At 61.1% G+C, this 13,036-nt stretch carries 12 protein-coding genes; 6 read left to right on the plus strand and 6 right to left on the minus strand.

Annotated elements, in window-relative coordinates; genetic code table 11:
* The first annotated feature begins 1,660 nt into the window (after positions 1 to 1,660).
* Entirely contained in the window at positions 1,661 to 2,227 is a 567-nt protein-coding gene (locus tag ACD578_RS28095) for a TetR/AcrR family transcriptional regulator (RefSeq protein ID WP_404295386.1), read from the plus strand.
* Between the two features lie 96 nt (positions 2,228 to 2,323).
* On the opposite strand, the gene ACD578_RS28100 is transcribed toward ACD578_RS28095, so the two are convergent.
* Positions 2,324 to 2,956 (minus strand): hypothetical protein, encoded by a 633-nt coding sequence (locus ACD578_RS28100; RefSeq protein WP_404295389.1) that lies wholly within the window; start codon positions 2,954 to 2,956, stop codon positions 2,324 to 2,326.
* 798 nt (positions 2,957 to 3,754) lie between these two features.
* Between ACD578_RS28100 and ACD578_RS28105 the strand changes: the two genes are divergently transcribed.
* From ACD578_RS28105 to ACD578_RS28115, 3 genes are all read left to right on the plus strand, one after another.
* A complete protein-coding gene (locus ACD578_RS28105) occupies positions 3,755 to 4,396 on the plus strand; it encodes a hypothetical protein (RefSeq protein ID WP_404295391.1) in 642 nt (213 codons plus the stop codon).
* Positions 4,397 to 4,565: 169 nt separating this feature from the next.
* Positions 4,566 to 4,712 carry a hypothetical protein gene (locus tag ACD578_RS28110; RefSeq protein ID WP_404295394.1) on the plus strand — a complete coding sequence of 49 codons (147 nt, stop codon included), beginning with the start codon at positions 4,566 to 4,568 and terminating at the stop codon, positions 4,710 to 4,712.
* A 129-nt stretch (positions 4,713 to 4,841) separates the two neighbouring features.
* Positions 4,842 to 5,588 carry a Crp/Fnr family transcriptional regulator gene (locus ACD578_RS28115; protein ID WP_404295396.1) on the plus strand — a complete coding sequence of 249 codons (747 nt, stop codon included), beginning with the start codon at positions 4,842 to 4,844 and terminating at the stop codon, positions 5,586 to 5,588.
* Positions 5,589 to 6,050: 462 nt separating this feature from the next.
* On the opposite strand, the gene ACD578_RS28120 is transcribed toward ACD578_RS28115, so the two are convergent.
* The 4 genes from ACD578_RS28120 to alr all read right to left on the minus strand — a co-directional run bounded on the left by ACD578_RS28120 (position 6,051) and on the right by alr (position 10,486).
* Complete coding sequence (locus ACD578_RS28120; protein ID WP_404295397.1) at positions 6,051 to 7,481, minus strand: NAD-dependent succinate-semialdehyde dehydrogenase; 1,431 nt, start codon at positions 7,479 to 7,481, stop codon at positions 6,051 to 6,053.
* A 177-nt stretch (positions 7,482 to 7,658) separates the two neighbouring features.
* Complete coding sequence (locus ACD578_RS28125) at positions 7,659 to 8,039, minus strand: RidA family protein (protein WP_404295400.1); 381 nt, start codon at positions 8,037 to 8,039, stop codon at positions 7,659 to 7,661.
* A 38-nt stretch (positions 8,040 to 8,077) separates the two neighbouring features.
* Positions 8,078 to 9,328, minus strand: a complete 1,251-nt coding sequence (locus ACD578_RS28130) for a D-amino acid dehydrogenase (RefSeq protein ID WP_404295403.1) — start codon at positions 9,326 to 9,328, stop codon at positions 8,078 to 8,080.
* Between the two features lie 24 nt (positions 9,329 to 9,352).
* Positions 9,353 to 10,486: an alanine racemase gene (alr, locus tag ACD578_RS28135; protein WP_404295405.1), complete on the minus strand. Its 1,134-nt coding sequence runs from the start codon at positions 10,484 to 10,486 to the stop codon at positions 9,353 to 9,355.
* A 126-nt stretch (positions 10,487 to 10,612) separates the two neighbouring features.
* Between alr and ACD578_RS28140 the strand changes: the two genes are divergently transcribed.
* Both ACD578_RS28140 and ACD578_RS28145 read left to right on the plus strand, forming a co-directional pair.
* Positions 10,613 to 11,077 (plus strand): Lrp/AsnC family transcriptional regulator, encoded by a 465-nt coding sequence (locus tag ACD578_RS28140; protein ID WP_404295407.1) that lies wholly within the window; start codon positions 10,613 to 10,615, stop codon positions 11,075 to 11,077.
* Positions 11,078 to 11,575: 498 nt separating this feature from the next.
* Entirely contained in the window at positions 11,576 to 11,836 is a 261-nt protein-coding gene (locus ACD578_RS28145; protein WP_404295410.1) for a hypothetical protein, read from the plus strand.
* Between the two features lie 982 nt (positions 11,837 to 12,818).
* Here the strand turns inward: ACD578_RS28145 and ACD578_RS28150 are convergent.
* Positions 12,819 to 13,001, minus strand: a complete 183-nt coding sequence (locus ACD578_RS28150) for a hypothetical protein (protein WP_404295413.1) — start codon at positions 12,999 to 13,001, stop codon at positions 12,819 to 12,821.
* Positions 13,002 to 13,036 lie beyond the last annotated feature (35 nt).

Genomic DNA, 13,036 nt, shown 5'->3' on the forward strand with positions numbered 1-13,036 from the left:
CGAGGCGAGCGCACGTGACGCTCCCCCGTCGATGCCTCAAAGGAGACCAATAGCAATGAACCTGCAGGAAATAGAAGCCGTGGCTCAAGCCCTGTACGAGATGCAAGAGCAGGGATGGGATTGGGATCTTGAGCCCGAGCGGCTCAAGGCGAAGTTTCGCGATTGGGCTCGAGCGGCAATCGCTATCCTTGACGAGCATGACAGGAAGGTTCGAACCCCGACATCAGTTCGGCCGCCCTCGTCTCACGAGGTTGAGCCAGATCGGCGTTCATTGGTTGTCACGGCTGACCGGAGGAGAATGCACTAGGCAGGCGAAGACTGACCGGTATGCGCTTCTTGATATTCGGCCGTCCTCAGCGGTTCACCCCACATTTTAGAGATAGATTATGCTAAACTGGATTCTGATATATCGGCCTCACGCAGTCATTGATCTTCTTCTTGTAGCATCTGCCGCTTCATCCGCGTTTACCGCCATCTACCTCTGTTCCCAGCTGCCGTAGGTCGGGACAGCTATAGGTTAACCTTTCATGGCACATTTCTGCTGATCACGGAGCGGAGCCACGGCACTTCTTCAGCAGTCATATGAGTTGACCGCCCTGGTGATCAGGGCTTTGGTTGTACGCCCGCTTGGTGCTGCAGCATGCGTATCACGCGAAACACGCACGTATCGTCGATATGGCTCGTGTGTCACCGGGTGAGCCAAGCGCTGAGGGCGGACACACCTCTGGGTGCCTTCACGCTGTGTGATAGATCAAAACGTCCGTCACAATCACAGCCGCTGCAGGTATTGGTGCATGAGGCCCATGAAGAAAAATCTTCTCCTTTTTGGCTGCACCATGAGACGCATGCATGTGACGCAGCCCTTGTGTGAGGCATGCTGCATTGCAAAGAGACGCGATAGCGCCCATATCAGCCGTGGCTGAATTTCCACGGTGCCGCTTTTCTCCTCCCGCGGTGCCGTGTCGGCCGTTCCCTCTGGAAAGTTTTGACGTATGTCGAAACTCAACTTCATGCCGGGCCTTTGGCCCGGCTTTTTTCTGACTGCCGGTATCTGATCGCGTGATCGGCAACAGCGGTTGGGTAACGACTTGCAGCTACTGCTATTGGTTCCGTCACTTGCGCAGGCGAAATCCGGATCATGAGAGCATTCGTTGGCATCAGCACCATGCTCGTCCCTCCCGTTGGCGGGAGCATCGGCGGACGGCACAGGTTTTGCGGGCTCCTTGTGACGGTGCACCCGAGCCTCGGATCAGTCTCGGATCGTGATCACCTTCTATCCCAGAGGAGGGGTGGGCGGCGGCGAACTGCAGGACGAGGAGGGGAGCCCCTACATCTGCGATGCCTTGCGCATCGGAGAAGGCGAGTGGCCTGGACGCTGGGAGCGAACGGGGCGGTGCATTACCTGGAGCTTTCCCGACCAGCACATGCGGATTACAGGCACCATCAGTGCACCAGGGCAGCTGCGGGTCTTACTGCATGGTATTAAGACGGCATCAGGAGTCAGATCTTCCATGTCCTGTGCGAGTGTGGCCGAGCTCCCGCGGATCGGGGAGGGGCTGGTCATCCCGGAAACAGCCACGACCCGATCTTGACGCCGGGAGGACGGGCGCTGATATGGCGAATGGAATTTCGGCTGGACGCTTCAGGGCAAGAGTGGTGCATGTTGGGACCTGTGCGAGGCCGAAAAAGTTCCCGCGAGAGGATTCTCGATGCGGCTGCGGAGCTTGTGCGCGCGATCGGTTCGGGACGGCTGACGCTGGATGCCGTCGCCGAACGGGCTGGTCTCAGCAAGGGTGGTCTGCTCTACAACTTTCCTAGCAAGGAAGCGCTGCTTCAGGCCATGGTCCAGCGACTCGTCGACGAGGTCGCGGCGGAGCGGGAGGCGCTCCGGGCTCAGGCCGAGCCCGGGCGTAACCTGGAAGCACGTCTGTGCACGGCAGCGCTGCTCAAGCTGCGCCAAGGCAAGACGAAGGAGGTCGCCAGTGGCATGCTGGCCGCTTCGGCCGAGAACCCGCGCCTGCTCGATCCCGTGCGCGAGGTCATCAAGGCGACCCTGGAGAACCTGAAAGCCACATCGGACGATCTCGACGCGGCGCTGGTGGGCTGGTTGGCGATTGAGGGCCTGAACAGCCTGGAAATGCACGACCTCACTCCCTTCTCGGAGGAGGAGCACCAACGGGTCGTCGAAGCAGTCAACTGCCTCCTACGCAAGGGAATTGCTGAGTAAAGCCCTCAGGTGCGAGCCAGACAACAAAGCGGTTTTGATTTGGGCTTGAATCAGTCGCGGCAGCCGCCGCCTTGACGTTCACGGGCCGCGCGGACCTTAAGCCTGTGTCCCGAGCCGCTCGCGTGCACCTGACGCATCCTGGTGGCCGAGAGAACGACCAACGGCCGTCGACGCGCAGATCGCGAGCGTGAGCAAGCTCGCATACCCAAGCAGGATGATCGTCGCGGGCACGACGAAGTTCAGCTGCGGAATGGCACCGAGCCCCAAGGGCACGAACCAAGATGTGGCCGACACCGCGCCAGAGGCCAGCATCAATGAGCGCTCGCGTGCACCCAGGCCGTCGAACAGGCCTCGACCGATCCTCGACTTCAGGAAGGGTAGAACACGGCGGTGGATGTAGACGCCGTTGAGCGAGAGGACGCCGACGATGGCTATCTTCGCCCAGACTTTCGGGTTGTCCAGGTTGGCGGGCGCAAAGAGCGCATAGTGGGCGAGAAAGCCGAGCCCGGAGATCCACAGCATCACGAGGCCGACCGTGACGATCCGCGACGAGAAGCGGATGACCTTCCAGTGCTCCTCATGCACGCCACCTCTCACCAGGAATTTGCACATCACCAAGTCGAGCAGCGTCGCGGCACCTAAACCCAGCGCCAACCCCAGCAGGTGCATCAGGCGCAGGCCGCACTTGATGGCCATCGCCGCCTCACTCGACACGCTCAGGTGCGCCATACTCATTCCGTCTCCGTTTTGCGATTGCGAGTCATTTGCAACTAAGGTCGTCATACCGTGGCTGTTTGACGCCGGCAAGAGCGTCGTCCGCTCATGCGTTGCAGGAACCACGATTGGTGCGTTGCGTCAAGAAATAGCTCAGTAACATCAATAACTTATAGGATGTCTAAACTAATCTTTCCTTATAAGGCTTCTAAGCTGAGGCGGCCTTTTGGAAGGATTCCACTACGGCAGCGCGGCGCGGGAGAATAATCTCCTCTTTCATCGTCTCCACGGTGTGGAACCGCCGCTGGCGACGAACTCATTCTTCCATGATCCCGCTCAGTTTGGTCGAGCGGGTATCCACTGCGATCGATTGGAACTGTTGTATTAACCCCGGCCCGACGCACGGCTTCCAGCGGATGAAATCAGCCGATGTGACAATCAACGCGTCGTTTGCCGCGACTGGTGCAAGCCCAGATCAAAAGCGCTTTAGCTGTTTCGACCCTGAGGTTCCTCAGTCTCGATCTGACGGCGCCGGATCGCTCCTGTGATTGGTACGCTGTTCATAAGGGCGTCCATGCAGGTGCATGGGGTTGGTCATCATGGTGACGTGGCACATGGCTATCGGGACGTACTTGGCCTGTCACACCAGAGCTGAGCCCGAGGCCGCTCTGGGCAGGTGTCATTCTGAGGATGGCTCTGTTCCGGCTTGCATCGAGACCAGCCGCTGGAGCCTAAGATGAGCTCGTATTGTCCGCGGCTCCGCTTGATGGGTATACCGTCGCTGTCGGGACCTAAGGCGAAAGGAGGCATTCGGTGGCGCTCACAACCAAGGTCATCGATGGCGACCTCCTCATGCTCCGGATCATGTTCCCCGATGGCAGCACGGCGACGATGACAGCCGGCAGGGACGGCAAGAGCGTCAGCGTGGCTCCCGATGATAGGGACATTACCGAGAGGCTGTCTTCTATCTTTCATTGGAGCACCGACAGGGTGGGCGAACCGGGCTATCCGTTCACCAGCCTCAGCCAGATGATCTATGGAATGGAGACACTGGCCCGCTCCGCGATGAGTGTGGAACAGTTCATTGAGGGGCTGCGGGAAGTGCTGGAGGTGGCCGATAAGCATCCGGCGCCCGAGGTCGGCGTCAGAACTCCATCACTCACCGTCGTAGACCTGAGCCCGAGTGGCAACGGGTGGTTTGTCCATGCCCGCTTCCAGAGCGGAGAGCGCTTCAAGCTCGCCATCAACAAGGCCAGCATCGGCTGGGTCGCAGACCCCCGGGAACCCACGCGTGATAAAGAGGTCATGAAGCTCCTCTCAGGAGTGAAGGGTGCCCGGGTCTCGTCGGATGAAGACCTTGCGCTGCTCGCAATGGAGGTAGCGCATTATTCGTCCGACATCACCGGGTGGCTCCAGAGACTGCACTCAGCCATATCCGAGAAGTTGAAGCCCTAGAGGGAAGCTCCCTTTTGCCGCATGCCGGGAAGAAGGCCATTCAATCGTCCTAGTCCTCGAACTCGCCCCAGCCTGACACGCCCCAAGAGACACTCCAGATCGTGGCTACATTCTCTTTCGCAATAGGCAACGGCCGGAGCTCCTCTGCGCTGTACCCGAGGATTAACCGGTGCCCGGCTTCGTCATCAACGAGGGCTGGTTATTCGAGCGGCCGCTCCGCCCGGCGGATAGTCCGCCGGGCTTTCACGCGAAAGCGGCCGCTGCTGGCGTGCGGTTCAACGGCTACTATCTGTTTCAGCTGATCCAGTCCGATTGACACCGGCTCTTCGGCACCTTACGGCAGACAATCTCTCACTGGGGTCATTTCGAAGAACTGTCACAGGTGTCGGCTAACCTCGACTATCGTCAGACTAGTTCCGATCCCACGCCACGATAAGCTGCTCTGATGATCTCTGGCGCGACGTCCTCCGACCACCGGGCCAACCGCTTTCTCGCGGCCCTGGATCCCGACGACTATGCCACTCTGGAGGCTCATCTCGAGAGCGTCGACCTCGCGCGCGGGACCGTTCTCTACGACACAGGAGCTCCGCTCATCCACACCTATTTCCCGCATGACAGCATCGTGTCGCTGGTCACCGTCATGGCGGACGGCCACTCGGTCGAGATGGGGGTGTTCGGCCGCGAGGCTCTGGTGGGCATCGTGACCGCAGTGGTCACCCGCAAAGCCTTGGGGCGCTACATCGTCCTGCTTCCGGGCACCGCCTCCCGCATCACCACCGCGCGCATGCACGAGGCGATCGCCACCCGTCCGGCCCTGCGGCACACCTTCCTGTGCGCCAGCGAAGCGCTGATCAGCCAGACGCTGCTGACGGTCGCCTGCAACGCGGTTCATGACGTCGAGGCCCGGTGCTGCCGCTGGCTCCTGAGCACGCACGACCGGGTTGACCGGGACACCCTGCCGCTGACGCACGAGCTTCTGGCCGAGATGATGGGCGTGCAGCGCTCCACCGTCAGCACCATCACGCGGGCGCTCCATCGGGCCGGACTGATTGCGCAGGGCCGGGGCGGAATCACGGTCCGCAATCGGGCCGGGCTCGAGCGGAGGGCCTGCGAGTGCTACGGCCGCATCCGTCGCACCTTCGAGCACCTTCTGCCCCGCAGCTATCCGGCGTCGACCCGCCGCCGGACGTAAAGGCAGAGGCGGCGCGGCTGACGGTCCTTCAGTCGTCGCCGGCCAGAGCTCTCACGCGGAGCCGGATCCTTGAGCCGCTCCCGGCTCACTGGGTTGCGGGATAATGGCTGGCCTTGGCATTCTGGGGAGTATAGGGACCTGTGGGGCACCCAGAGATGAAACAGTTTCAGGAGCCTGCCATCTCAGGACCTTTACCTGCCCGTCAGTGATGGCTTCCTCAAGCACTTCATAGCTGCCGCACAAGACCGCATGCTCTGACGCCTGTTTGTTCGGCGTTTCGCTTGCCTATGTGATCGAGCCTTTCGAGGGGCAGATGCTTGCGCTGATCCTCTCGAGCGTGGAGATTGGCCACGTCTCCAACGTCACGGCTGCTGGCGCGACGCCAGCAAGGCCGCTCACGGTCATACGGCGCGGTGAGGGGAGGGGGCACGTTGCCATCACGGCCCGGCCGTCTCTCCAGGGCTACAGCCCTCCCATGCAGAGGTACTTCATCTCGAGATAATCCTCCAGACCATGGCGCGATCCCTCACGCCCGATCCCTGACTGCTTGACGCCGCCGAACGGGGCAGCCTCGGACGACATGCGCCCGGTGTTGATGCCGACCATGCCATATTCAAGCGCTTCAGCGACGTGCCAGACCCGCTTGAGATTGGACGCATAGAAGTAGGCGGCAAGACCGTAAATGGTGTCATTCGCCTCGCGCACCACCTGACCGGGATCCTCAAAGCGAATGATGGGCGCCAGCGGTCCGAAGGTTTCCTCCTGGGCCAGCCGCATTGTGCTGGCGACCTCCGTAATCACCGTGGGCTCAAAAAATGTTCCCAACGTGCTGATCCGGTGGCCACCGCACCGGATCTTGCCGCCTTTTTGCAGAGCATCGGAAACATGGCCTTCGATCTTTGCAAGCGCGCGGGCATCAATCAGCGGGCCTACTGCGACATCCGGCTGGAAGCCATCTCCGACCACGAGCGTGCGCGCACGTCGCGTGAATTTCTCGGCAAATTCATCATGCACGCTGGACTGCACGTAAATCCGATTGGCGGACACGCAGGTCTGGCCGGCGTTGCGGAATTTTGCCTGGATGGCGCCATCCACGGCAGCGTCGACATCCGCATCATCGAAGACGATGAAAGGGGCGTTGCCGCCAAGCTCGAAACTGATCCGCTTAATCTGGTCCGAACACTGCCTCATGAGCAATCGCCCAACCTCGGTCGACCCGGTGAAGCTGATTTTTCGCACCTTGGGGTTGGCGCACAGCTCGCGGCCAACCGCATCGCCTTCCGACGCGTAAATAAGATTGAGAACGCCAGCGGGAATCCCTGCCATGCTCGCGAGCCTGACCATGGCGCCGGCCACAAGAGGCGTTTGCTCCGCAGGCTTCAGCACGATGGTGCAGCCGGCGGCGAGCGCCGGTGAAACCTTGCGGGCGACCATCGAGGCGGGAAAATTCCACGGGGTGATCGCACCAACGACACCGACCGGCTGTTTGATCACCAGCATCCGCCTGTCGTTGGAGGGTGCCGCAATCGTCTCGCCATAGATGCGATTGGCCTCCTCGGCATACCATTGGATATAAGCGGCGGCATGGGTGATCTCCGATTTCGCTTCTGCGAGGGGTTTGCCCATCTCGGCCGTCAGAATGGCCGCCAGATCTTCGCTGTACTGAAGGATCAGCCGGTGCCACTCCCAAAGGATGTCAGAGCGCTCGCGGGCCGTCAGCCCGGCCCAGTGTCCCTGCGTCGCGTCGGCGTTGTTGACGGCCTTTGCGACATCCTCAACATCCATGTCCGGGAGTTCGGCCAGTCGTTCACCGGTGGAGGGGTTGAACACCGAAAACCGCTTCGCCGGCGCTGCCCCGTTCCCATCAGGCACGGCGGCCAGATCGGCAAACAATTCGGGATATTTGAGGTGCTTGGTCAACGACTGCGTCAAGCTCAAACCGACCTCCTCTGATGTCAACGTTCCGCAACCGCTGCCGTGGAAACGTCTCAGCGCATCTAACGGCAGTGCCGGAGCGGCGCAAGACCGACCGCTCCAGCGTTTGGTTTGCCGTCAATGGCACTCGATCGATCAGTCGAACGTGATGACAGCCTCGATTTCGACTTTTGCTCCCTTCGGCAAGGCCTTCACCTCATAGCAGGCACGGGCGGGATAGGGAGCCGTGAAGAAGCCCGCATAGACGCGATTGACATCAGCAAAATCGGCAAGGTCGGTCAGGAGCACCGTCGTCTTGACGGTTTTGGACAGCGCGGTGCCGGCGGCCCTGGCGATCGCCGCGAGGTTCTTCAGGCATTGCTCGGCCTGCTCCACAGCGTTGGCCGAGTTGAACTCGCCGGTGGCGGGATCGATCGGCAGTTGTCCGGACACGAACAACAGGTTGCCGGCCTTGATGGCCTGCGAATAAGGGCCGACCGCGCCGGGGGCGTCAGTTGTGGAAACTTCAGCGATCATGGACAATCCTCCAGGAATGGGGCTTGGGTGAGGTGGGATCAGGCGTAACGGGCCATCGCCAGGTCGGTCGCATCGATCTCCGGCTTGCTGCCCGAAACAAGATCGGCGATCACGCGGGCCGAGCCGGAGCTCATGGTCCAACCGAGCGTGCCATGGCCGGTGTTGAGGAACAGGCCGGCGATCGTCGTCGGGCCGATCACCGGCGTACCATCTGGCGTCATCGGCCTGAGACCGGACCAGAACGATGCTTCGCGGACATCACCGCCGGGGAAGAGATCCATGACGGAATGTTCCAGCGTGCGGCGGCGCGCCTGGCCGAGATCGTTGGTATAGCCGGAAATCTCCGCCATGCCGCCGACGCGGATGCGGTCGCCGAGCCGGGTGATGGCGATCTTGTAGGTCTCGTCCATCACGGTCGATTCCGGCGCGCGTGCGGTATCGGTGATCGGAAGCGTCAGCGAATAGCCCTTGACCGGATAGACCGGCAGCCTGACGCCGTAACGTTTGAGGAGCAGCGGCGAATAGCTGCCGAGCGCGACGACCACGGCATCGGCGGAGAGATTGTCGCGGCGTGTGACGACGCCGCGCACGCGGCCGCCTTCGACCCCCAGCCCCTTGATCTCGGTGCTCCAGCAGAAGCGCACACCCAGCTCTTCCGCCTTCGTTGCCAGCGCACAGGTGAACTTGAAGCAGTCGCCGGTCTCGTCCTTCGGCGTCAGAAGGCCGCCAACGATTTTCTCCCGCACATGGTTCAGGGCCGGCTCCACGCGAATGCAGCCGTCGCGGTCGAGCACCTCGTATGGAATGCCGTCGGCGGCAAGCGCCTTGACGTCCTTGGCCGAGGCGTCGAGTTGCGCCTGCGTGCGAAACAATTGCAGGGTGCCCTGCATGCGCTCGTCATAGGCGATGCCGGTTTCCGCGCGCAGCGTCGCGAGCGAGAGGCGGCTGTAGTCGGCAAGCCGCAGCATGCGGCTCTTGTTGATGGCATAGCGCCTGGAGGTGCAGTTGGAGAGCATCTTCACCAGCCAGGACAGCATGGCGGCATCGATCTTGGGGCGCAGGATCAGCGGCGCATGCTGCATGAACAGCCACTTCAGCGCCTTCATCGGAATGCCGGGCGCGGCCCAGGGCGAGCAATAGCCGAAGGAGACTTCGCCGGCATTGGCGAAGCTTGTTTCCAGCGCCGGGCCCGGCTGGCGGTCGACGACCGTCACCTCGTGTCCGGCCTTGGCCAGCTGATAGGCAGTCGTCACGCCGATGATGCCGGCGCCGAGAACGATGACTTTCATGAGGTCCTCACGGGAAAGAAAGGGTCAGCGATACCGACGCTGATATCGGTCGCCGAGACCGGTCAGGATTTCGTAGGAAATGGTGCCGGCGTCACGCGCCAGGTCCTCCAGGGTCTGGTTTGAGCCCAACACCTCGACAAGGCTGCCCAGCGTCAGGGTGCCTTCCGGCAGGGCGGACACATCGACGGTGATGCTGTCCATTGACACGCGGCCGACGATCGGCAGGCGCACGCCCTCATAGTAGACAGCGCCGCGATCGCTCAGGCTGCGGGGAAGGCCGTCGGCGTAACCCGCGGCAATCGTCGCAAGACGCGCGTCTCGCTGTGTGACATGAACACCGCCATAGCCGACCTTTGTGCCTGCCGGCACGGTGCGGACCTGCACGACAGCGACATCGAGGCTGACGACCGGCTCCATCGGGCTCAGTACCCCAGCCGTCGGCGCGCCGCCGTAGAGCGCAATGCCGGGACGGGCCAAGGCGCCATGATAGCCATCGCCGAGAAACACGCCGCCCGAATTGGCGAAGGACAGGTCGAGGCCGGCGAACTCGGCGGCAATGCGTCTCATCTCGGCAAGCTGCTCGCCGTTCTGGTCGCTGTCCGGCTCGTCCGCCGAGGCTAGGTGGCTCATGATGAACAGGATCTCGACATTCCGGTCCGTCCTGAGGGCTTGCGCCAGGGCAGGGCGTTCGTCCGGTGGAACGCCGAGGCGCGACATCCCCGTATCGAACTGCAGCACAGCCGTCAGGATCCGGTTCAGGGAGCAGGCCGCCGTCGACCATCGCCGCCACTGCTCCATCGAGTTGAGAACCGGGATGATGCCGCCCTCAGTGCATGCGATCTCACAGCCGGGCTGCAGCCCGTTGAGCACAAAGACCTGCGCGTCGCCGGAGACCATGGGCCGCAGCTCCAGGGCCTCACTGAGGTGGGCGACGAAGAAGTGCCGGCAGCCTTTGCGGTCCAGGATGGTTGCGACCCGCTCGACGCCCAATCCGTAGGCGTTGGCCTTGACGACGGCAGCCACGCGGGCCGGCGCAACAATCGACGCAAGCCTGGTGTAATTGCGCCCGAGGGCTGAAAGATCAATCGTCAAACAGCCCGTGGCGCCCTGGACCTCGGCGCCCGTGCTCGTGTCGGGACCTACCATCGTGCTGACCATTGTCGCCCTCTTGCTGGAGCGGCACTGTATGCAATAATGAACGAAATTGTCCGCCTATTTGCGGTTCATCGTGGCAAAATGCGACGTCAATGCCGCATGTTCTTCTAAGTTTTGGAATTTTCGATCATGACGGGTCTAGACACGATCGACCGCAACATCCTGCGGCTCCTGCGGCTCGATGCCCGGATGAGCAACGCCAAGCTGGCCGGTGAGGTTGGCCTTTCGCCATCAGCCTGTCTCCGGCGCATCAAGATCATGGAACAGACCGGCGTGATCCGCGGCTACACGGCCTTGGTCGACACGTCGCATGGCGAGGCGACGATCGCCGTGATCATCAACATCACCCTTGAGCGGCAGACCGAGGATTACCTGGACCGCTTTGAAGCGGCAGTCCGCAAGCATCCTGAGATTCGGGAGTGCTATCTGATGACCGGCGGCTCAGATTACCTGCTGCGTGTGGAAGTGGGCAACGCTGGCGAATTCGAGCGGATTCACAAGGAGGTTCTGTCGACGCTTCCCGGCATCGCGCGGATCCACTCCAGTTTTTCGATCCGCAACGTCCTGGCGGCGCGGCGGGAGACCAGGCCATAGCCGGTTCCGATCAGATCCAGGGAGGGATGGAGATGATCTCGTGTGGCATTGTGCGAGTCCTTGATAGGGCTCTATAACCGCGGCCGCTGGCGATTCGCCTCCATGACCGGGCCTTGCCGTGGTTCAGCCGCAGGTCATGCTCCGAGATGCCCGAGGCCGTCTCACAGGAAAGGACGCAAGAATGGCAGACGTTGAACTTGGAATGGTGGCGAGGTTCATCCGCAGAAAGCACAGCCTGATCGTGCTCGAGACTGCTCCCCCACTCTCTGCTTACTTTCCGCTTTCCCGCGCCGAGGCGACGGCCACGAACCAACGCAAAACTGAGACGACGTCCTCTATGACAAAGAAGAAGACCTAATCTCCGCAACCCTCGCTTCACCTCTTCATGCCAAACCGTCGGCATGATCTACTCGCCACCCCCGAATGGAGTACCTCGTCGGAGCTAAGGAGGAGTATTCCTAAATAGGATAGTCTACCTCATGACGATAGGAGACTTGCATGACCCAAGAGCAAGTCGAGCACGTGGCGCGAGCCTTCTACGAGGCAGAATTTCCAGGCCCCTGGGATGATGCCCGCGGAGCCATCCAAGAGCGTTTCAGAGACCTGGCTCGCACGGCGATCGTCATTCTCAACCGTCAGATTGCGCAGTGTCGCCGGTCAGTTCCCAAGGCAAGTGCCGTATCCTACTCGCGCGAGATTGCCTGGGATCGAGGCGGAACCGGCTGGAGTATGGTCCGTTTCCGGCCCGGCTCGGTCTGAGGCGAATAAGGTGGGCAAGACTGAGCAGGACAAGGCGTTCCAAAGATGGGCACAAGCCAGTGCCGGGCTCGGCTGTCACGAGTGCCTGACCAACATCATTCTGGGAGGCCTTATGTTTGCTGCTGTCTTAACCCTCAGGCTGCTCATCGGCCACATCGCATGCGTGCCGTGGCTGTCGTACGCCCCCTAACGGGCTCTTCCCCTTTCGGGCCATACGCTCGGCATGGCCTGCTCTCGGAGTGCAGTAGCTGAAAACCGCCTCTTAACCCTGACCCGGCTTTGAATTGGTGGTTTGCAACTTTTGTCTTAAATGTCAGCCTACAAGCTGCGCCGCGTATTCGCTCATGACGAGGGACTGGAGCGCAGCACTACGAACTGCACAGGGGCTCATGATGAGCGACTACAGCGGGCATGATCGCCCTTTTCCCGTTTGGTATCCGTACGTCTTTCTAGCTGTCGTGATCGCTGGCGTGGCATTCTGTACGCCGATGATCTCCGTCACGACATCTTCGTCACCTCAGCCACCTGAAGAGATCAGCATCGCTCGTCATAAACCGGTCGTGATTACTCACCGGCGTTCTTGAGCCGCATCGGCCGCGTCCGAGGCGGTCTTAAAATTGGAAACAAGAGTGCACTTGGCAGACCTTGCCGGTGATGTGCCATTTCTAATGGGGCAGCAATGATCTACGGACACAAAAAGACGGATGTGGCACTGGATCAGAAACGACACGAGGTGGAAGAGCGCTTGGCTCGGGAAACCCGAATTAGCTGGCCCATACTGGCTATCACTGCCGTTCTCATTATCGTTGGTGCTGTCATAGTCACCTACCTCTTCCTCAATGCGGGCATCATTCGCGGGTAGCAAGATTGCCCGGCTCGAAGTGCGGCGGCCGGCAGACCAAGATGATGATCAACGTCCATGAGCTCTACACAAGGATGCCTGATAACACCTTCAGATCGAAGGAGCCGATCCTCTTACCGCCTACGCATTGCCCTTGGGCGGCAAGTCCTCAAGCCCAACTTCCTCCACAGGCTCTAGAAGAGACCGAAGGAACTCGATAGTCTCGGCAGCCTCGATGAGGAGGGCCTGTCCCTCGTCGAGAGGGAGATCGCCCTCGTGCTCTGACGCTGCCTTGAGCCGATCAACGATATCGAGCTTGGACATGCGCCTTCCCATTATCTTCGCTGGGTAATGTCTGA

The organism is Microvirga sp. RSM25, from assembly GCF_044784385.1.
In the GTDB taxonomy this organism is placed as follows: domain Bacteria; phylum Pseudomonadota; class Alphaproteobacteria; order Rhizobiales; family Beijerinckiaceae; genus Microvirga; species Microvirga tunisiensis.